The 18,514-nt window shown below is 72.8% G+C and carries 19 protein-coding genes and 1 tRNA gene; 13 read left to right on the top strand and 7 right to left on the bottom strand.

The annotated features are described in order from the left end of the window. Positions 1-136: 136 nt before the first annotated feature. Both ABZ951_RS31475 and ABZ951_RS31470 read left to right on the top strand, forming a co-directional pair. A complete protein-coding gene (locus ABZ951_RS31475) occupies positions 137-514 on the top strand; it encodes an RNA-binding S4 domain-containing protein (RefSeq protein ID WP_344093223.1) in 378 nt (125 codons plus the stop codon). 242 nt (positions 515-756) lie between these two features. Further along, positions 757-2,358: an ABC-F family ATP-binding cassette domain-containing protein gene (locus tag ABZ951_RS31470; protein ID WP_344093221.1), complete on the top strand. Its 1,602-nt coding sequence runs from the start codon at positions 757-759 to the stop codon at positions 2,356-2,358. A gap of 47 nt (positions 2,359-2,405) precedes the next feature. Here the strand turns inward: ABZ951_RS31470 and ABZ951_RS31465 are convergent, their stop codons facing one another. The 5 genes from ABZ951_RS31465 to ABZ951_RS31445 form a co-directional block, all read right to left on the bottom strand. Next, the gene (locus ABZ951_RS31465) at positions 2,406-3,167 is read right to left on the bottom strand and encodes a class I SAM-dependent methyltransferase (RefSeq protein ID WP_344093218.1); all 762 of its coding nucleotides are present in this window, start codon (positions 3,165-3,167) and stop codon (positions 2,406-2,408) included. Positions 3,168-3,280: 113 nt separating this feature from the next. After that, on the bottom strand, positions 3,281-4,504 hold the full coding sequence (locus ABZ951_RS31460) for a beta-ketoacyl-[acyl-carrier-protein] synthase family protein (RefSeq protein ID WP_344093216.1): 1,224 nt from the start codon (positions 4,502-4,504) through the stop codon (positions 3,281-3,283). A gap of 205 nt (positions 4,505-4,709) precedes the next feature. Next, positions 4,710-5,081 (bottom strand): VOC family protein, encoded by a 372-nt coding sequence (locus ABZ951_RS31455; protein ID WP_344093214.1) that lies wholly within the window; start codon positions 5,079-5,081, stop codon positions 4,710-4,712. A gap of 57 nt (positions 5,082-5,138) precedes the next feature. Then, positions 5,139-5,849, bottom strand: coding sequence for an NAD(P)-binding domain-containing protein (locus tag ABZ951_RS31450; RefSeq protein WP_344093211.1), 711 nt, complete (start codon positions 5,847-5,849; stop codon positions 5,139-5,141). Positions 5,850-6,194: 345 nt separating this feature from the next. Next, positions 6,195-6,629, bottom strand: coding sequence for a nuclear transport factor 2 family protein (locus tag ABZ951_RS31445; protein ID WP_344093209.1), 435 nt, complete (start codon positions 6,627-6,629; stop codon positions 6,195-6,197). A 175-nt stretch (positions 6,630-6,804) separates the two neighbouring features. Between ABZ951_RS31445 and argC the strand changes: the two genes are divergently transcribed. Genes argC through ABZ951_RS31415 form a run of 6 tightly spaced genes read left to right on the top strand, consistent with a single transcriptional unit; the run spans position 6,805 to position 11,855 of the window. Next, a complete protein-coding gene (gene argC / locus ABZ951_RS31440) occupies positions 6,805-7,833 on the top strand; it encodes an N-acetyl-gamma-glutamyl-phosphate reductase (RefSeq protein WP_344093207.1) in 1,029 nt (342 codons plus the stop codon). Next, positions 7,830-7,976, top strand: a complete 147-nt coding sequence (locus tag ABZ951_RS31435) for a hypothetical protein (protein ID WP_344093205.1) — start codon at positions 7,830-7,832, stop codon at positions 7,974-7,976. The genes argC and ABZ951_RS31435 overlap by 4 nt, the downstream gene beginning before the upstream one ends. After that, entirely contained in the window at positions 7,973-9,127 is a 1,155-nt protein-coding gene (gene argJ / locus ABZ951_RS31430; RefSeq protein ID WP_344093203.1) for a bifunctional glutamate N-acetyltransferase/amino-acid acetyltransferase ArgJ, read from the top strand. The genes ABZ951_RS31435 and argJ overlap by 4 nt, the downstream gene beginning before the upstream one ends. Continuing rightward, the gene (gene argB, locus ABZ951_RS31425; protein WP_344093201.1) at positions 9,124-10,080 is read left to right on the top strand and encodes an acetylglutamate kinase; all 957 of its coding nucleotides are present in this window, start codon (positions 9,124-9,126) and stop codon (positions 10,078-10,080) included. Before argJ ends, argB begins: the two co-directional genes overlap by 4 nt. Next, a complete protein-coding gene (locus ABZ951_RS31420) occupies positions 10,077-11,264 on the top strand; it encodes an acetylornithine transaminase (protein ID WP_344093199.1) in 1,188 nt (395 codons plus the stop codon). The genes argB and ABZ951_RS31420 overlap by 4 nt, the downstream gene beginning before the upstream one ends. 48 nt (positions 11,265-11,312) lie before the next feature. Next, on the top strand, positions 11,313-11,855 hold the full coding sequence (locus tag ABZ951_RS31415; protein WP_184733618.1) for an arginine repressor: 543 nt from the start codon (positions 11,313-11,315) through the stop codon (positions 11,853-11,855). A gap of 120 nt (positions 11,856-11,975) precedes the next feature. Here ABZ951_RS31415 and ABZ951_RS31410 read toward each other — a convergent pair. Together ABZ951_RS31410 and ABZ951_RS31405 are read right to left on the bottom strand one after the other, a co-directional pair. After that, positions 11,976-12,049, bottom strand: a tRNA-Pro gene (locus tag ABZ951_RS31410). A gap of 96 nt (positions 12,050-12,145) precedes the next feature. Continuing rightward, positions 12,146-12,322, bottom strand: a complete 177-nt coding sequence (locus ABZ951_RS31405) for a hypothetical protein (RefSeq protein WP_344093194.1) — start codon at positions 12,320-12,322, stop codon at positions 12,146-12,148. 120 nt (positions 12,323-12,442) lie between these two features. Here ABZ951_RS31405 and ABZ951_RS31400 point away from each other — a divergent pair, with 120 nt between their 5' ends. The 5 genes from ABZ951_RS31400 to ABZ951_RS31380 all read left to right on the top strand — a co-directional run. Then, positions 12,443-13,636: an argininosuccinate synthase gene (locus ABZ951_RS31400; protein WP_344093191.1), complete on the top strand. Its 1,194-nt coding sequence runs from the start codon at positions 12,443-12,445 to the stop codon at positions 13,634-13,636. Positions 13,637-13,683: 47 nt separating this feature from the next. Beyond that, the gene (gene argH / locus ABZ951_RS31395) at positions 13,684-15,114 is read left to right on the top strand and encodes an argininosuccinate lyase (RefSeq protein ID WP_344093189.1); all 1,431 of its coding nucleotides are present in this window, start codon (positions 13,684-13,686) and stop codon (positions 15,112-15,114) included. Positions 15,115-15,318: 204 nt separating this feature from the next. Continuing rightward, positions 15,319-15,867: a helix-turn-helix domain-containing protein gene (locus tag ABZ951_RS31390; protein WP_344093187.1), complete on the top strand. Its 549-nt coding sequence runs from the start codon at positions 15,319-15,321 to the stop codon at positions 15,865-15,867. After that, positions 15,864-17,456: an MFS transporter gene (locus tag ABZ951_RS31385; RefSeq protein ID WP_344093184.1), complete on the top strand. Its 1,593-nt coding sequence runs from the start codon at positions 15,864-15,866 to the stop codon at positions 17,454-17,456. The genes ABZ951_RS31390 and ABZ951_RS31385 overlap by 4 nt, the downstream gene beginning before the upstream one ends. A 185-nt stretch (positions 17,457-17,641) precedes the next feature. Then, positions 17,642-18,514 (top strand): alpha/beta fold hydrolase (locus ABZ951_RS31380; protein WP_361281418.1); only part of this gene is annotated, 873 nt, incomplete at its 3' end.

The raw sequence follows: 18,514 nt of genomic DNA, 5'->3' as shown, positions 1-18,514 counted from the left end.
TGTGTCCTCAATCGCCGGACGGGCTGAATAGCCCGTCCGGCGATTGAGGACGCGCCCGCAGGGCGCCCGCCGCCGCAGGCGGCAATGACGAGCGCGCGCAGCGGTGGCGCACCCCGACACCCCCTAAACTCGCGGCATGGCTTCAGACGAAGGGACCGTGCGGGTCGACAGCTGGATCTGGTCCGTGCGGCTCACGAAGACCCGCTCGGCGGCCGCCACGGCCTGCCGGGCCGGCCACGTGCGGATCAACGGCGAACGCGTCAAGCCGGCCCAGGCCGTGAAGGCGGGCGACGAGGTACGGGTGCGCCTCGGCGGCCGCGAGCGGGTCGTCGTCGTCTCGCGGCTCGTCCGCAAGCGGGTCGGCGCGCCGGTCGCCGCGGAGTGTTACGTCGACAACAGCCCGCCGCCTCCGCCGCGCGAGGAGGTGGCCGTGATCGCCGTTCGTGACCGTGGTGCCGGGCGCCCGACGAAGCGGGACCGCCGGGAGCTGGAGCGCCTCCAAGGCGGCCACTGAGGGGGCCGGGGCCGGCAGGCAGAGCTGACGCGACGCCGCTTCGCCGGCGACAGCCCGCCCGTCCCACCTCCTGCGACGAGACCCCGCGACCGTGCCGCAGGGCGGCCCCCGCCCGAAAATCAGCTGCGTCCGTCCGGCGGGCCCCGTTACCCTGCCCGTATGTCTACGCCCCGTATCTCCTAGCTCAGGACACCGCTTCCACGCCACACGTGTGTCCAAAAGCTTTCTCGGAGCGTATTCCCATGATCACCCTTCGTGGTGCCGACGTCCGCGTCGGCGCCCGCCTCCTGCTGTCCGACGTCTCCTTCCACGTGGCCCCCGGCGACCGCATCGGCCTCGTGGGCCGCAACGGCGCGGGCAAGACCACCCTCATGAAGATCCTGGCCGGCGAGGGCCGGCCTGCCGCCGGTTCGGTCACCGTCACCGGCTCCCTCGGCCACCTGTCGCAGGACCCCGGCGCCGCCGACCCCGCCCGCACCGTCACCGACCGGATCCTCTCCGCCCGCGGCCTGGACCGCGCGGTCCGCGCGCTGCGCGCGGCCGAGACGGCGATGGCCGGGGCCGCCGGTCCCGCCGCCCAGGAGCGGGCGATGCGCGCGTACGCCCGCGCCGAGGCCGATTTCACCGCCCGCGGCGGTTACGCCGCCGAGGCGGAGGCCGCGCGGGTCGCCGCCGGTGTGGGCCTGCCGCAGTCGGCCATGGGCCGCCCGGTCGGTGAGCTGTCCGGCGGTCAGCGGCGCCGCGTCGAGCTGGCCCGCGTCCTCTTCGCCGACCACGACACGCTCCTGCTGGACGAGCCCACCAACCACCTGGACGCCGACGCGGTCACCTGGCTCCGCACCTTCCTGATGAACCACCGGGGCGGCCTGGTGATGATCAGTCACGACACGGGCCTGCTCGCCGACACCGTCAACCGCGTCTTCCACCTCGACCCGCACCGCGCGACGATCGACGTGCACAACACCGGCTGGCACGCCTACCTCGCCCAGCGGGAGACCGACGAGCGGCGCCGCGTCCGCGAGCGCGCCAACGCCGAACGCAAGGCGGCGGCCCTGCGCACCCAGGCGGAGAAGATGCGCTCGCACGTCGCGACCGCCGTCGCCGCGAAGAACATGACCCGGCGGGCCGACCGCATGCTCGCCGACCTCGAACCGGCCCGCCGCACCGAGCGGACCGCCCGCATCCGGCTGCCCGAGCCGGCGCCCTGCGGCAGGACACCGCTCGGAGCCGTCGCCCTGGCCAAGTCCTACGGCACCCGCCGGGTGCTGACCGGGGTGGACCTGGCCGTCGACCGGGGAAGCCGCCTGGTGGTCCTCGGGCTCAACGGCGCCGGCAAGACGACGCTGCTGCGCATCCTCGCCGGGCGCGAACGCCCCGACTCCGGCCGGGTGGTGCGCGGCCACGGGCTGCGCCTGGGCTACTTCGCCCAGGAGCACGACACGCTCGATCCGGCCCGCACGGTGCGGCAGAACCTGGCCGCCGCCGCGCCGCACCTCACGGACGGCGAGGCCCGCGGCGTCCTGGGCTCATTCCTCTTCACCGGCGACGACGCCGACAAGCCGGCCGGGGTCCTCTCCGGCGGCGAGAAGACCCGCCTGGCGCTGGCCGGGCTGGTCCACTCGGCGGCCAACGTGCTGCTCCTGGACGAGCCGACGAACAACCTCGACCCGGCCTCGCGCGGCGAGGTGCTCGGGGCGGTCGGCGCCTACCCGGGAGCCCTGGTGATGGTCACGCACGACGAGGGTGCCATCGAGGCGCTGCGCCCGGACCGGGTCCTGGTGCTGCCCGACGGCACCGAGGACCTGTGGGACGCGGGCTACCTGGATCTGGTCGCGCTCGCCTGAGGCGGCAGGCGCCCGCGGCGCGGCACGGACGCGCCGCGGGCCCCGGCTCAGGCCGGTTTGCGGGCCTCGATCAGGAAGCGGGCGGAGTGCGCGACGAAGGGCCCTTCGGCCTGGATCCGGTCGTGCAGCTCCCGCAGCCGGTCGCGGTACCGCTCGACGGTGAAGCCGGGGACCATCCAGATCACCTTGCGCAGGAAGTAGATCACCGCGCCGATGTCGGAGAACTCGATCCGCAGGGACTCGGACCGCAGGTCCACGACGTCCAGCCCGGCCGCCGCCGCGTCCCGGCGGGCGTCGTCGGGGTGGCGGGCGCGCCGGACCTCTTCGGGCTGTGGCCCGAGGAAGTACTCGACGAGCTCGAAGACGCTGGCCGGGCCGACGTGCTGGGCGAGGTAGGTGCCGCCGGGCCGCAGCACCCGGGCGATCTCGTCCCACCAGACGGTGACCGGGTGGCGGCTGGTCACCAGGTCGAAGGCGGCGTCCGCGAACGGCAGGGGCGGCTCGTCCTCGTCCGCCACGACGACGGCGCCGAGCGGGTGCAGCAGCCGCGTCGCCTTGGCGACGTTCGGCGGCCAGGACTCGGTGGCGACCATCAGCGGGGGCAGCTTCGCGGCACCGGCGAGGACCTCCCCGCCGCCGGTCTGGATGTCGAGGGCGGCGGACGCGCGGGCCAGCCGCTCGCTCATGGTGCGCTGGTATCCCCAGGAGGGGCGTTGCTCGGTGGCCCGGCCGTCCAGCCAGGAGAAGTCCCAGCCGGCCACGGAGACGGACTCGGCCTCGGCCACCAGGTGGTCAAAAGTTCGTGCCATGCAGTGATCATTACGGCAGAACAGGAAAAATGCGAACGAAATAATCCCGGAGGTGGACGGTGCGTCGGCCGGGGCGGCCGGGCGTTTCCCGCGCGGCCGCCCCGGCGCCCGGTTCAGGGGGCGGAGGTGAACACGAGGGAGGCGTTGTGGCCGCCGAAGCCGAACGCGTTCGTCAGCGCCGCCCGGAGCGGGCCCCGGCGCGGCGCGCCCGCGACGACGTCGAGCTTCACCTCCGGATCCAGGACCTCCAGGTTCCGCGTCGCGGGGATGACGCCGTCCCGGACGGCGCAGATCGCGGCCAGCGCGCCGAGCGCCCCGGCCGCCCCGAAGAGGTGGCCGGTCATCGACTTGGTGGCGGTGACGGCCGGATGGGTGCCGACGGCCTCGGCGACCGACCGGGCCTCGACGAGATCGCCCAGGGGCGTGGACGTCGCGTGGGCGTGGACGTGCCCGACGTCGAGCGGGGACAGCCCGGCCGAGGACAGTGCCAGGCGCATCGCGCGGATCTGGCCCTCCGGGTGCGAGGCGGTGATGTGGTACGCGTCCGAGGTGACCCCGGCCCCCGCGAGCGCGGCGTGGACACGGGCCCCGCGGGCGGCGGCGAACGCGGCGCGCTCCAGGACGACCACGGCGGCCCCTTCGCCGATGACGAATCCGTCGCGGCCGGCGTCGAACGGCCGGGAGGCCCGCTCCGGGGCGTCGTTGCGGGTGGAGTGTGCCCTGGCCTGCGCGAACCCGGCCAGCGGCAGCGGGTGCACACAGGCTTCGGCGCCGCCCGCCACGACCACGTCGGCCCGGCCGAGCCGGATCAGGTCCAGGCCCATGGCGATGGCCTCCGCGCCGGAGGCGCAGGCGCTGACCGGGGTGTGGGCGCCGCCCCGGGCGCCGAGCTCGATGCTGACCCAGGCGGCCGGGCCGTTCGCCATCAGCATCGGGACCGTATGGGGCGAAACGCGCCGCACCCCGGAGCTCTCCAGGATGTCGTCCTGGCCGAGCAGGGTCAGGACACCTCCGGTCCCGGTGCCGATGACGACGGCCAGCCGCTCCGGATCCACGTCCGGCCCCGCCGCGTCCGCCCACGCCTCGCGGGCCGCGACGAGCGCGATCTGCTCGCACCGGTCCATGCGACGGGCCTGTACGCGGTCCAGTGCCCCGGCCGGCTCGACCTTGAGCCGGCCCGCGATCCGCACGGGCAGATCGGCCGCCCACTCCTCCTCGATCGCCCCGATCCCCGACTCCCCGGCCAGCATCGCCGCCCAGGTCGAGACGGCGTCCCCGCCGAGCGGCGTCGTGGCCCCGAGGCCGGTGACCACCACGTCACCGCTGTTGTCTGTCACATGCACTGGATGACCCCCTTTGTAGTGGAGATACAACTTCCCTCAGTGAGCTCTCGCGAGGGGAGTTGACTCGTCCTCCACTCTGCCAAGCGTTTTGCCGCGGATCGGTGTCATGATCAACGGATTCCTGCGCTCGGGATTTATAGGGTTCATCCATTCCCCGTGGGTGGGTCAAGGGTGTGGGGCCCCTTGCTCGCCCCCGGTGTTAACGGCCGATGGCGCTGATGCAGAAGGGCTGCCCGGAGGGGTCGAGCAGCACGGTCCAGTGCTCGCCGCCCGGCTGGTGGTCCGGCTTGGTGGCGCCCAGCGAGAGCAGCCGCTGTTCGGCGGCCGCCACGTCGTCGAAGGCCAGGTCGAGGTGGAAGACGAGCTCATCCTCCGGCCAGTTCGGGGCCGTGAACGACTCGGCGGTGTAGAAGACGTACGTCGTGGTGCCGTCGCTGATCATCGCGGCGGCGTCGCCGAAGGTCTGGGTGACCTTCCAGCCCAGGGCGTCGGCGTAGAACGCGGCGAGCGCCTTGCCGTCGTGGCCCCAGAAGGCGGCGCACTTCACCTGGGCGGTGGGGGTGGGGGTCATGGTGATCGTCTCTTCCTGGTCGGTGTCGGTGTGCGGGGTCGGCGTCGCCCCGCGGGGTCAGCGGACGACCTTGACGCCGAAGGGCCGGCAGTCGAGGGCGAGGCCGATCGCCATGTGCATGTGGGCGTACATCTCCATGCCGCGGGCCGCCGTGAGCGGGCCGAGGTCGAGGACGTCGCGCCACCCGTAGGCGCGCAGCAGCTCGGTGGCGGTGGCCTTGGCGTCGGCGTGGTCGCCCGCGACGAACATCGTGTGGTCGCCGCCCCCGACCCGCGCGGGGTCGACGACGGTCTCCTGCTCCTGGGTGACGAACGCCTTGACGACCTTGGTGCCCGGCAGGGCCCGCTGGATCCGCTCGCCGAGGCTGTCGGTGTCGACCGGGTCCAGCACCGGCATCACCCCCCACGGGGTGGGCCACGGGTGCTCGGACTCGTGCTGGTAGAGGTAGGGGACGGCGTAGTCGATGAGGGTCTTGCCGGCCAGGGCGTCCGCGCCGACGGCGCCGAGGGCGCGCACGGCGTTGGCGCCGTCGATGCCGTTGATGACCAGCTCGCCCGCCGCCGCGGCGACGGCGAAGGTGGTCAGGGGGATGCCGGGGTGCTCGGCCGCGAACGCCGAGTACGGCGCCGTTCCCATCATGTCGGGCTCGGTCCGGGCCAGGGTGATCTCGGGGTCCCGGGTGCCGACGGTGACCTGGTGGCCGAGCTCGGTGAGCTTGGCGGCGTGGCAGCGGGCGCCGGCGCCCGTTCCGAGAACAGCGATCTTCACGGGTCCTCCTGTGCGGGGAAGGGGGGATGGGTGATCCGTACCCGCCGGCGGATGGGCCGTCCGGGTGGGGTGCCCGATGCTAGGAACCATCTAGGGCGCGGCAGGTCCTATATCGCCTGCGGGTCGCGGAGGTGGTGGCAGCTGAGCTCAGCCACTACCAGCCCGTCCGGCGCTTGAGGACGCGCCCGCAGGGCGCCCGCCGCCGCAGGCGGCAAGGACGGCCCGCAGCCGACGAACCGCCGGCAGGCCCCGCCTCGCCGCCGCAGGCGGCCAGGCGGCAACGGCGGCCCGCAGTCGACGCTCTGCCGGCAGCCGGCCATGCGCGGCACCCCGTCAGGGCGCGGCTCAAGCCCCGCCCCCCGGCATCAGCCCCAGCTGGCCGAAGAGTTCCGCCTGGTCGAAGTAGAGCCGGTAGCTGACGATGACCCCGTCCCGCACGGTGGCCAGGTCGCAGCCTCGCACCCGGACCTCCCGCTGGGTCGCCGGGAGTGTCTCGCCGGTGGGCAGGGTGATCGGCCCGGTATTGCGGCCGCCGAAGATGCCCTCGTCGACAGCCGTGTCATCGACCTCGTACGCCCGCAGCGATTCGAACGACGCCCGCGGAATCATCTCCGTCAGCTGGGCGAAGTACGCGACGACGGCGTCGCGGCCTCGGAGCTCCCCGGCGTCCGGAGTGACGGCGACCGCGTCCTCGGCGAAGCAGGCCGCGACGCCCCCGGGGTCGCGGGCGCTCGTCAGTGCCTCGGTGAGCCGGTCCATGACCTCACGTGCCTGTCCCATGATCCACCTCCTGGGTCCCCGGCCCGGGCCCAACCCGCTTCCCATTCTCCTCTCGCACCCCGGCCGTCGCGCATTCCCGGGCCCGCGCGCTCCCCACAGCCGACCGACCACCAGATCGTCATTGCATAAAACTTCATCGCTTCGTATAGTCATGCCATCGATCAGGAGGGGCCCGATGGCTGTACGAGCGGCAGTGGCAGGAGCGAGTGGGTACGCGGGCGGCGAAGTGCTGCGCCTGCTCCTCACCCACCCCGAGGTGCGCATCGGCGCGCTCACGGCGAACTCCAACGCCGGTCAGCGCCTGGGCGCGGTGCAGCCGCACCTGGTGCCGCTCGCCGACCGGGTGCTCCAGGAGACCACCCCCGAGGTGCTCGCCGGGCACGACGTCGTCTTCCTCGCCCTGCCCCACGGGCAGTCCGCGGCCGTCGCCGAGGCGCTCGGCGACGGCGTGCTGATCGTCGACTGCGGGGCGGACTTCCGGCTCTCGGACGCGGGGGAGTGGGAGCGCTTTTACGGCTCACCGCACGCCGGCACCTGGCCCTACGGGCTGCCCGAGCTGCCCGGCGGCCGGGAGGCGCTGCGCGGGAGCCGGCGGATAGCCGTCCCCGGGTGCTTCCCCACCGCCGTCACGCTCGCGCTCGCCCCCGCCTACGCGGCCGGGCTCGCCGAGCCGGAGGCCGTGATCGTCGCCGCGTCCGGCACCTCCGGCGCCGGCAAGGCGCCGAAGCCGCACCTGCTCGGCAGCGAGGTCATGGGCTCCATGACCCCCTACGGCGTCGGCGGCGTCCACCGGCACACGCCCGAGATGATCCAGAACCTCTCCGCCGCCGCGGGGGAGCCCGTCACCGTCTCCTTCACCCCCACCCTGGCGCCCATGCCCCGGGGCATCCTCGCCACCTGCAGCGCCAAGGCCCGCCCCGGCGTCACGGCGCAGGGCCTGCGCGAGGTGTACGGGAAGGCGTTCGGCGACGAGCCGTTCGTCCACCTGCTGCCCGAGGGGCAGTGGCCCGCCACCGGCGCCGTGACCGGCTCGAACGCCGCCCTGGTGCAGGTCGCCCTCGACCCCGCGGCCGGCCGGATCGTCGTCGTCGCCGCGATCGACAACCTCACCAAGGGCACCGCCGGCGGCGCGGTGCAGAGCATGAACATCGCCCTCGGCCTCCCCGAGGAGCTGGGGCTGCCGGCCACCGGGGTGGCGCCATGAGCGTCCGCCGCGCCTTCGTCACCGTCCTCGCGCGCCTGATGCCGTGCGAGAACCCCGCCGGCCCCGCCGGCACCCGGCAGACCACGACCGACCCCCTCCCGCCGCGCCGCGCGGGCGGGGCAGCCACCGAGGAGTCACAGTGAGCGTCACCGCAGCAAAGGGATTCACGGCGGCGGGCATCGCCGCCGGGATCAAGGAGAGCGGCGGCCCCGACCTCGCCCTCGTGGTCAACGAAGGCCCCCGCCTGGCCGCCGCCGGCGTCTTCACCGCCAACCGCGTCAAGGCCGCCCCCGTCCTGTGGTCCGAGCAGGTCGTCAAGGGCGGGCAGATCTCGGCCGTCGTCCTCAACTCCGGCGGCGCCAACGCCTGCACCGGGCCGCGCGGCTTCCAGGACACCCACGCCACCGCCGAGAAGGCGGCGGCGGTGCTGGGCGGCAGCGCGGGCGAGATCGCCGTCGCCTCCACCGGCCTCATCGGTGTCTACCTGCCGATGGACAAGCTGCTGCCGGGCATCGAGAAGGCCGCCGCGGAACTCTCCGCGCACGGCGGCGAGAAGGCCGCCATCGCCATCAAGACCACCGACACCGTCCACAAGACCGCCGTGGCCCAGAGCGCCGCCGGCTGGACCGTCGGCGGCATGGCCAAGGGCGCGGGCATGCTCGCCCCAGGCCTGGCCACCATGCTCGTCGTCCTCACCACCGACGCCGACGCCGACGCGGCGGCCCTCGACCGGGCGCTGCGCGCCGCGACCCGCACGACCTTCGACCGGGTCGACTCCGACGGCTGCATGTCCACCAACGACACCGTGCTGCTGCTCGCCTCCGGCGCCTCCGGGACCGTCCCCGACGAGGCGGAGTTCGCCGAGGCCGTGCGGACGGTGTGCGACGACCTCGCCCGCCAGCTCATCGGGGACGCCGAGGGTGCCTCGAAGGACATCCGCATCGAGGTCGTCGGCGCGGCGACCGAGGACGACGCCGTGGAGGTGGGCCGCTCCCTGGCCCGCAACAACCTCCTCAAGTGCGCCATCCACGGCGAGGACCCCAACTGGGGCCGGGTGCTCTCCGCCATCGGCACCACCTCCGCCGCCTTCGACCCGGACCGGCTCAACGTCGCGATCAACGGCGTCTGGGTCTGCCGCGACGGCTCCGTCGGGGACGACCGCGACCTCGTCGACATGCGCTACCGGGAGGTCCGGATCACCGCCGACCTGGCCGAGGGCACCGAGTCCGCCACCATCTGGGCCAACGACCTCACCGCCGACTACGTCCACGAGAACAGCGCGTACTCCTCATGACGAAGATTCCCGACGTGCCCCCGCGGGCACCCGCCGCCGCGACCCCCCGGGCCGCCCGCAAGCACACCGCCCTGCCCAAGGCCCGCACCCTCATCGAGGCGCTGCCCTGGCTGACGCGCCACCACGGCAAGACCGTCGTCATCAAGTTCGGCGGCAACGCCATGGTGGACGAGGAGCTGAAGTCCGCCTTCGCCCAGGACGTCGTCTTCCTGCGCCACGCCGGCCTGCGCCCGGTCGTCGTGCACGGCGGTGGCCCGCAGATCAGCGCCCAGCTCGACCGGATGGGCCTGGTCTCGGAGTTCAAGGCCGGGCTGCGGGTGACCACCCCCGAGGCGATGGACGTCGTCCGGATGGTCCTCGCCGGCCAGGTGCAGCGCGAACTCGTCGGGCTGCTCAACCGGCACGGCCCGCTGGCCGTCGGCATGACCGGCGAGGACGCCCACACCATGACCGCGACCAAGCACTACGCCGAGATCGACGGCGAGCGCGTCGACCTCGGCCGGGTCGGGGACGTCTCCGCCGTCGACACCGGGGCGATCCAGGCCCTGCTGGACGACGGCCGGATCCCGGTGATCTCCTCGGTGGCCCGCAGCGCCGACGACACCCACGTCTACAACGTCAACGCCGACACCGCCGCCGCGGCCCTGGCCGCCGCGCTCGGCGCCGAGACACTGATGGTCCTCACCGACGTCGAGGGCCTCTACGCGGACTGGCCCCACAGTGACGACGTCATCAGCCAGCTCACCGCGCACGAGCTGGAGGCGCTGCTGCCCGACCTGGCCAGCGGCATGGTGCCCAAGATGGAGGGGTGCCTGTACGCCGTGCGCAACGGCGTCCGCACCGCCCGCGTCATAGACGGGCGGGTCCAGCACGCGATCCTGCTGGAGATCTTCACGGACGAAGGCATCGGCACGATGGTCGTGCCGGACGCGGACCAGGGAGACACACCGTGAGCAACGCCGAACTCACCCGGCGCTGGCAGGGCGCCCTGATGGACAACTACGGCACCCCCCGGCTGCCCCTGGTGCGCGGCGAGGCCAGCACGGTCTGGGACGCCGACGGCAACGCCTACCTCGACTTCGTGGGCGGCATCGCCGTCAACGCCCTCGGCCACGCGCACCCCGCCGTCGTCCAGGCCGTCTCGGAGCAGGTGGCCACCCTCGGCCACGTCTCCAACCTCTTCACCGCCGAGCCCACCGTCGCCCTCGCCGAACGGCTGCTCCGGCTCGCCGGGCGGCCCGGGCGCGTCTACTTCGCCAACTCCGGCGCGGAGGCGGTCGAGGCCGCCTTCAAGATCGGACGGCTGACGGGCCGAACGCACATGGTCGCCGCGTCCGGCGGCTTCCACGGCCGCACCATGGGCGCCCTCGCCCTGACCGGCCAGCCGGCCAAGCGGGACCCGTTCCTGCCGCTGCCCGGCGAGGTCACCCACGTCCCGTACGGGGACGCCGACGCCCTGCGCGCCGCCGTCACCACCGAGACCGCGCTCGTGATTCTGGAGCCGATCCAGGGGGAGAACGGCGTCCTGGTGCCCCCGCCCGGCTACCTGGCGGCCGCCCGCGAGATCACCCGGGCCACCGAGACCCTCCTCGTCCTGGACGAGATCCAGACAGGTATCGGCCGCACCGGCCACTGGTTCGAGCACCAGGCGCAGGGCGTCGAGCCCGATGTCGTCACCCTGGCCAAGGGCCTGGGCGGCGGGCTGCCGATCGGCGCGACCCTGGCCTTCGGGGCCGCCGCCGACCTGCTGACACCCGGTCAGCACGGCTCGACGTTCGGCGGGAACCCCGTCGCGTGCGCTGCCGGGCTGGCCGTCCTGGACACCCTTGCAGCCGACGGGATCCTCCAGGGGGTCAAGCGCACGGGCGAGCGGCTGCGTGACGGGATCGAGGCGCTCGGCCACCCCCTGGTCGACCACGTCCGTGGCACGGGCCTGCTGCTGGGTATTGTCCTAGGCGAACCCCTCGCACCGAAGGTGCAGGAAGCTGCACAGGACGCCGGGCTCCTGGTGAACACGGTCGCACCCCACGTGGTGCGGCTGGCCCCTCCGCTGATCATCACCGAAGATGAGGTGGAAACGTTCCTCCGGGCGCTGCCCGGCGTGCTGGACGCCGCCGCTGCGAGCGAGGGCGCGTAGGAGGCCGACGGGGCCACAGGGAACGACGATGCGGAGACTGACGAGACGATGACCGAGGCGCAGGAGCCCGAGCCGTTCCACGGCGGACAGGCCGTACCGCAGACCCGCACCGCCCGCCACCGCCGGATCGTCGACATCCTCGGCCGCCAGCCGGTGCGGTCCCAGAGCCAGCTCGCGAAGCTGCTCGCCGACGACGGCCTGTCCGTCACCCAGGCGACGCTCTCGCGCGACCTCGACGAACTGGGCGCCGTCAAGATCCGCAACACCGGGGGCGAGCTGATCTACGCCGTGCCCTCGGAGGGGGGCGACCGCACCCCCCGGGCCCCCCTGGGGGAGTCGGCGACCGAGGCCAGGATGGGCCGGCTGGCGGCCGAGCTGCTGATCTCGGCGGAGGCGTCGGCCAACCTCGTGGTGCTGCGCACCCCGCCGGGGGCCGCCCAGTTCTTCGCCTCGGCGATCGACCAGGCGGGCGTCCACGAGATCATCGGCACGATCGCGGGCGACGACACGGTGATGCTCATCAGCCGTGACCCCAAGGGCGGCCAGGCGCTGGCCGACCACCTGCTGAGGCTGGCCCAGAAGGAAGGCTGAACCCGCGGCGCCCCCGCCCGGAAACCGGCGCGGGGGCGCCGCGGGGTCAGGTGAAGGAGCGAAGATACGACTGAGCGCCCCAGAGGAAGACCTCTGGGGCGCTCAGCCCTTACCGCACCGTCGGGACGACAGGATTTGAACCTGCGACCCCTTGACCCCCAGTCAAGTGCGCTACCAAGCTGCGCCACGTCCCGGTGCCGTCTCCCTCCGGGGATTTCTTCCCGGTGGGGCGTACAGAAAGAAAATATCCTGTTCCGGTCCGTGATCCAAATCCGGGGGTCGGTGAGCGGTCAGTCGCGGCGCTTGAACGTGTGCGTGGGAATCTCGATGCTGCTGCCGACGCGGAGCTGGAAGGCGATGGTGTCGCCGTACTTGTACTCCTCGCAGGAGTCGTACGAGTCGTTCTTCGGCTCGGTGGGCAACCTCCCCTGGTCGGGCACCCGGATGGTTGCATCGTCGGACGTCATGGCGCTGCCCGCCCGGCAACGGTTCACCCTCACGCGTCATTGACGAAACATACGCTGCACTGCATAATTATGCCTAGCAGCGCATGAGAGCGCAGCGCCCCGCACCGTAAGGAGAACCCCGTGACCGAGCGCGTCGTACTCGCCTACTCCGGCGGTCTGGACACCTCCGTCGCCATCGGCTGGATCGCCGAGGAGACGGGCGCCGAGGTCATCGCCGTCGCGGTGGACGTCGGCCAGGGCGGCGAGGATCTGGACGTCATCCGCAAGCGCGCGCTCGCCTGCGGTGCGGTGGAAGCCGAGGTGGCGGACGCCAGGGATGAGTTCGCCGAGGAGTACTGCCTCCCCGCGATCAAGGCCAACGCCCTCTACATGGACCGCTACCCGCTCGTCTCGGCCCTCTCCCGGCCGACGATCGTCAAGCACCTCGTCGCCGCCGCGAAGAAGCACGGCGCGACCACCGTCGCCCACGGCTGCACCGGCAAGGGCAACGACCAGGTGCGGTTCGAGGCCGGCATCTCCTCCCTCGCCCCCGAGCTCACCTGCATCGCCCCGGTCCGGGACTACGCCATGACCCGGGACAAGGCCATCGCCTTCTGCGAGGCCAAGAGCCTCCCCATCGCGACGACCAAGAAGTCGCCGTACTCCATCGACCAGAACGTCTTCGGGCGAGCTGTGGAGACCGGCTTCCTGGAGGACATCTGGAACGCCCCGATCGAGGACGTCTACGACTACACCGCCGACCCGGCCGTCCCCCGGGAGGCCGACGAGGTGGTCATCTCCTTCGAGCAGGGCGTCCCCGTCGCGATCGACGGCACGCCCGTCACCGTGCTCCAGGCGATCCGGCAGCTCAACGAACGGGCCGGGGCGCAGGGCGTCGGCCGGCTCGACATGGTCGAGGACCGGCTGGTGGGCATCAAGTCCCGGGAGATCTACGAGGCGCCCGGCGCGATCGCGCTGATCACCGCCCACCAGGAGCTGGAGGCCGTCACCGTCGAGCGCGAGCTGGCCCGGTACAAGCGGCAGGTCGAGCAGCGGTGGGCCGAGCTGGTCTACGACGGCCTGTGGTTCTCCCCGCTCAAGCGGGCCCTGGACGGCTTCATCGCCGAGGCCAACGAGCACGTCACCGGTGACATCCGGATGACCCTGCACGGCGGCCGGGCCGTCGTCACCGGCCGGCGGTCCCCGCAGTCGCTCTACGACTTCCACCTCGCCACCTACGACACCGGCGACACTTTCGACCAGTCCATGTCGAAGGGCTTCATCGAGATCTTCGGCCTGTCCTCGAAGATCGCCGCCAAGCGCGACCTGGCCTGACCGACCGGCTGCCGGCCGCCCCACCACCATCCACGAGGAGCACGCAAGTGAGCAACGGCACCACCGACGACGTCCGGCTCTGGGGCGGCCGTTTCGCCGACGGCCCGGCCGAGGCGCTGGCCAGGCTCTCCGCCTCCGTCCACTTCGACTGGCGGCTCGCCCCCTACGACATCGAGGGCTCCCGCGCCCACGCGCGCGTCCTGCACAAGGCCGGGCTGCTGACGGACGACGAGCTCCAGCGGATGATCGAAGGTCTCGGGCTGCTGGAGGCCGACGTGGCCGCCGGCACCTTCACCGGCACCGTCGCCGACGAGGACGTGCACACCGCCCTGGAGCGCGGGCTGCTGGAGCGGCTCGGACCCGACCTCGGCGGCAAGCTGCGCGCCGGCCGGTCCCGCAACGACCAGGTCGCCACGCTCTTCCGGATGTACCTGCGCGACCACGCCCGGATCATCGGCGGGCTGCTCGCCGAGCTCCAGGAGGCCCTCGTCGGCCTCGCCGAGGCGCACGCCGACGTCGCCATGCCCGGCCGGACGCACCTCCAGCACGCCCAGCCGGTGCTCTTCGCCCACCACGTGCTGGCGCACGCGCAGGCTCTGTCCCGGGACGCCGAGCGGCTGCGGCAGTGGGACGAGCGCACGGCCGTCTCCCCCTACGGCTCCGGCGCGCTCGCCGGCTCCTCCCTCGGGCTGGACCCCGAGGCGGTCGCCGCCGACCTGGGATTCGAGCGGGGCTCGGTGGGCAACTCCATCGACGGGACGGCCTCGCGGGACTTCGCCGCCGAGTTCGCCTTCATCACGGCGATGATCGGCGTCAACCTGTCGCGGATCGCCGAGGAGGTCATCATCTGGAACACGAAGGAGTTCTCCTTCGTCACCCTCCACGACGCCTTCTCCACCGGCTCCTCGATCATGCCGCAGAAGAAGAACCCGGACATCGCCGAGCTGGCGCGCGGCAAGTCCGGCCGCCTCATCGGCAACCTCACGGGCCTGATGGCCACGCTCAAGGCGCTGCCGCTGGCCTACAACCGGGACCTCCAGGAGGACAAGGAGCCGGTCTTCGACTCCTGCGACCAACTGGAGGTCCTGCTCCCCGCCTTCACCGGGATGATGGCGACCCTCACGGTCCACCGGGAACGGATGGAGGAGCTGGCCCCCGCCGGGTTCTCGCTGGCCACCGACATCGCGGAGTGGCTGGTGCGGCAGGGCGTGCCGTTCCGGGTGGCGCACGAGGTCGCGGGGGAGTGCGTCAAGGTCTGCGAGGCGCGGGGGATCGAGCTGGAGGAGCTCACCGACGAGCAGTTCGCGGAGATCTCCGCGCACCTGACGCCCGAGGTCCGCACCGTTCTGAACGTGCCCGGCGCGCTGGCCTCGCGCAGCGGCCGGGGCGGCACGGCGCCGTCGGCGGTCGCGGTCCAGCTCGGCGAGGTCAAGGCCGACCTGGCCGTCCAGCGGGAGTGGGCCTCCGCCAAGCACTGAGCGCTCCGCTGGACGTGGGGCGCGTCGCCTGCGGGTGCGTCGTGGCTGGTCGCGCGGTTCCCCGCGCCCCTTCGGGGCGCGGCCGAACCGTGCGCCACCCGGACGGCCCAGTGACGGCCCACCGGCCCGGACCCGGGAGCGGGGGGCGAGTCACCCCACCTATTCAATGAGACATCATCGTCTCATTCGGGTTAGTGTCGTCTCATGAGCGTCGACCCCCACCATGTCCTCAGAGAAGCCGCCGCCCTGCTCACCCGCAAGGCGACCGCGTCCATGGACGAGATCGCCAAGGCGGCCGGCATCAGCCGCGCCACCCTCCACCGCCACTTCGCCGGCCGCGACGCGCTCGTCCGCGCCCTGGAGGAGTACGGCATCCAGCTGTTCGAGCACGCCCTGGACGAGGCCCGGACCGAGGAGGGCGACGCGGCCGAGGCCGTCCGCCGGCTGATCGCGACCACCGAGCCCGTCGCCGGGATCATGGCCTTCCTCTTCACCGAGAACCAGCTCTACGAAGGCGGCGTCCACGAGGGCTGGAACCGGCTCGACGCCCGGGTCACCGCCCTCTTCCAGCGCGGCCAGGAGGAGGGGGCCTTCCGGCTGGACCTGTCCTCCGCCTGGCTCACCGAAGCGCTCTACGGGCTGATCGGCTGCAGCGCCTGGGCCGTGCAGGACGGCCGGGTGGCCGCCCGGGACCGCACCCGCATGGTCGCCGAGCTGCTGCTCGGCGGCGCAGAGCGGAGGATGAAGCCGTGAGAAGCACCGCACCCGGCCCGCAGCCGGAAGCCCCGCGCCCGGGACGCTGGCTCGCGCTGGCCGTCCTGGCGCTGGCCGTCCTCCTCATCGCGGTCGACGCGACCGTTCTCGGCCTCGCCACCCCCTTCCTCAGCGAGGACCTGCGCCCCTCGGGCACCCAGCTGCTGTGGATCGGCGACGTCTACTCCTTCGTCATCGCCGGCCTCCTGGTGTCCATGGGCAGCCTCGGCGACCGCATCGGCCGCAAGAAGCTGCTGCTGTGCGGCGCGGTGGCCTTCGGCGCCGTGTCGGTGCTCAACGCCTACGCCACCAGCGCCGAGATGATGATCGCGGCCCGGGCCCTGCTGGGCGTGGCCGGCGCGACCCTCATGCCGTCCACCCTCGCCCTGATCCGCAACCTCTTCCACGACCCCAAGGAGCGCAGCCTCGCCATCGGCATCTGGGGCGCCATGGCCTCCGCCGGCGCGGCCGTCGGCCCGGTCGTGGGCGGCGTCCTGCTGCAGAACTTCTGGTGGGGGTCGGTCTTCCTGATCAACCTGCCGGTGATGGCCGTGCTCGTCGTGGTCGGCGTCAAACTGCTGCCCGAGTCGCGCGATCCCGCGCCCGGCCCCTGGGACCTGCTCAGCGTCGTCCTGTCGATGATCGGCATCGTGGCGATCGTCTACGCCGTCAAGGAAGCGGCGGCGTACGGCTTCCGCTGGTCCTTCCTGCTGGCCGGGGTGGCCGGTGTGCTGGCGCTGACCTGGTTCGTCCGGCGCCAGCTCAAGCTGCCCAAGCCGCTGCTGGACATGCGCCTCTTCCACCACCGGGGCTTCTCCGGGGCGGTCCTCGCCGATCTGCTGACCGTCCTCGGCCTGTCCGGGCTGGTCTTCTTCCTCTCGCAGTTCCTCCAGCTGGTCCAGGGCCGCGACCCGCTGGAGGCCGGGCTCGCGGAGCTGCCCGCCGCCGTCGGCGCGGTGACGGCCGGCCTGCTGGCCGGGCGCGCGGCCCGGCGCTGGTCGGTGCGGTCGGTGGTGGCCGGCGGGCTCGCGGCGATCGGCGTCGCGCTCGCGGTCCTCGTCTGGCTCCACGCGGGCACGGCCTACCCGGTCCTCGGCGCGTCCCTGCTGATCGTCGGCGTCGGCGCGGGCTTCTCGTTCACCGTCACGGCCGATGTGATCCTCTCCAGCGTCCCCAAGGAGCAGGCGGGCGCGGCCTCGGCGGTCTCGGAGACGGCCTACGAGCTCGGCGCGGCGCTGGGCATCGCGCTCCTCGGCTCGATCGTCACCGGCGTCTACCGCGGGTTCACCATCCCCGCGGGGGTGCCCGCGGGCCCCGCCGACGCGGCGCACGACTCGCTCGGCGGCGCCGTCGAAGCGGCGGCCGAGCTGCCGGCCGAGCGCGGGGCGGCCCTGCTCGCCTCCGCACAGGAAGCCTTCGTCGACGGCCTGCGGATCGCCGCCGGAGTGGGCGCGGCGGTACTGCTGGCGACGGCGGTCGCGGCGTGGTTCCTGCTGCGCGGCCAGGAGCTGGAAGAGGGCTACGGAGGCGCACCGCACGAGGCCGGGGACCTGGCGGACAGCGGCACCGCGCACGGCCGGAGTCACTGAGCGACACAGAGCTCAAGTGAGCAGCCAACACCACCGCGGGCCGGGGCGACAAGCCCCGGCCCGTGTGACATACGCAAGAAGTCATGCTCTTGACGTCATCCTTATGCGCACGGAAACATTTCGATCACTGGTCGACAATGTCGAACACGGTTCGGGCGAAAGTCCGTGCACAAAGGAATCCCCCCATGCGTATGCGCAAGACAGTCCGGTTCCTGCTCGCCGCCGCGGCCGCCGCGACCCTCGGACTGACCGGCCTCGCGGCCCCGGCCTCCGCCTCCGTCCTCGACATCCCGCCGCGCGGGGCCAACGACTGGTCGTGCAAGCCGGACGCGGCCCACCCGCAGCCCGTCGTCCTGGTCAACGGCACCTTCAAGCTGATGGCGGAGAACTGGGCCAAGCTCTCCCCGAAGCTCAAGGAAGAGGGCTACTGCGTCTTCGCCTTCAACTACGGGCACCTGGAGACCGACCCCATCCCGCAGTCGGCCGTCGAACTGCGCGACTTCGTCGAGGCCGTCCGCGGCGCCACCGGGGCCGCGAAGGTCGACATCGTCGGACACAGCCAGGGCGGCATGCTGCCGCGCTACTACGTGAAGTTCCTCGGCGGCGCGGACAAGGTCGACGACCTCGTCGGCATCGTCCCGTCCAACCACGGCACGAAGAACCCGCTCGCCATCCCCGCCGGCTGGACGATCTGCCCGTCCTGCGTGGACCAGCAGTACGGCTCCGACCTGCTGAAGAAGCTCAACGAGGGCACCGAGACCCCGGCCGGACCGGACTACACGGTGATCACCACCAAGTACGACGAGATCGTCGTCCCCTACACCAGCGCCCTGCTGACCGGCCCCGCGGAGCATGTCACCAACATCGTGCTCCAGGACAAGTGCCCCCTGGACCTCTACATGCACGACCAGGCGACCAAGGACCCGGTCGTCGCCCAGTGGGTCCTGAACGCCCTGCAGCACGAAGGCCCGGCCGATCCGGGCTTCCAGCCGCGGTGCGGACGCCCCCCTCGACGCCGGTGTGCTGACCGTCGACGACGTCATCGCGACGATCAAGTA

It is taken from the genome of Streptomyces sp. NPDC046215, from assembly GCF_040646215.1.
Lineage (GTDB): Bacteria > Actinomycetota > Actinomycetes > Streptomycetales > Streptomycetaceae > Streptomyces > Streptomyces stramineus.
The sequence above is the reverse complement of the archived record's forward strand: the minus strand, read 5'-3'. Positions and strand labels throughout refer to the sequence as shown.

What these genes read in the sequence shown, in the direction of transcription:
- ABZ951_RS31415 (WP_184733618.1), top strand. Translation starts at nt 11,313, where the DNA reads ATGACCGAGGCGCAGGAGCCCGAGCCGTTCCACGGCGGACAGGCCGTA.
- argC (WP_344093207.1), top strand. Translation starts at nt 6,805, where the DNA reads ATGGCTGTACGAGCGGCAGTGGCAGGAGCGAGTGGGTACGCGGGCGGC.
- ABZ951_RS31405 (WP_344093194.1), bottom strand. Translation starts at nt 12,322, where the DNA reads ATGACGTCCGACGATGCAACCATCCGGGTGCCCGACCAGGGGAGGTTG.
- ABZ951_RS31445 (WP_344093209.1), bottom strand. Translation starts at nt 6,629, where the DNA reads ATGGGACAGGCACGTGAGGTCATGGACCGGCTCACCGAGGCACTGACG.
- ABZ951_RS31475 (WP_344093223.1), top strand. Translation starts at nt 137, where the DNA reads ATGGCTTCAGACGAAGGGACCGTGCGGGTCGACAGCTGGATCTGGTCC.
- ABZ951_RS31465 (WP_344093218.1), bottom strand. Translation starts at nt 3,167, where the DNA reads ATGGCACGAACTTTTGACCACCTGGTGGCCGAGGCCGAGTCCGTCTCC.
- argB (WP_344093201.1), top strand. Translation starts at nt 9,124, where the DNA reads ATGACGAAGATTCCCGACGTGCCCCCGCGGGCACCCGCCGCCGCGACC.
- ABZ951_RS31455 (WP_344093214.1), bottom strand. Translation starts at nt 5,081, where the DNA reads ATGACCCCCACCCCCACCGCCCAGGTGAAGTGCGCCGCCTTCTGGGGC.
- ABZ951_RS31470 (WP_344093221.1), top strand. Translation starts at nt 757, where the DNA reads ATGATCACCCTTCGTGGTGCCGACGTCCGCGTCGGCGCCCGCCTCCTG.
- ABZ951_RS31435 (WP_344093205.1), top strand. Translation starts at nt 7,830, where the DNA reads ATGAGCGTCCGCCGCGCCTTCGTCACCGTCCTCGCGCGCCTGATGCCG.
- ABZ951_RS31390 (WP_344093187.1), top strand. Translation starts at nt 15,319, where the DNA reads ATGAGCGTCGACCCCCACCATGTCCTCAGAGAAGCCGCCGCCCTGCTC.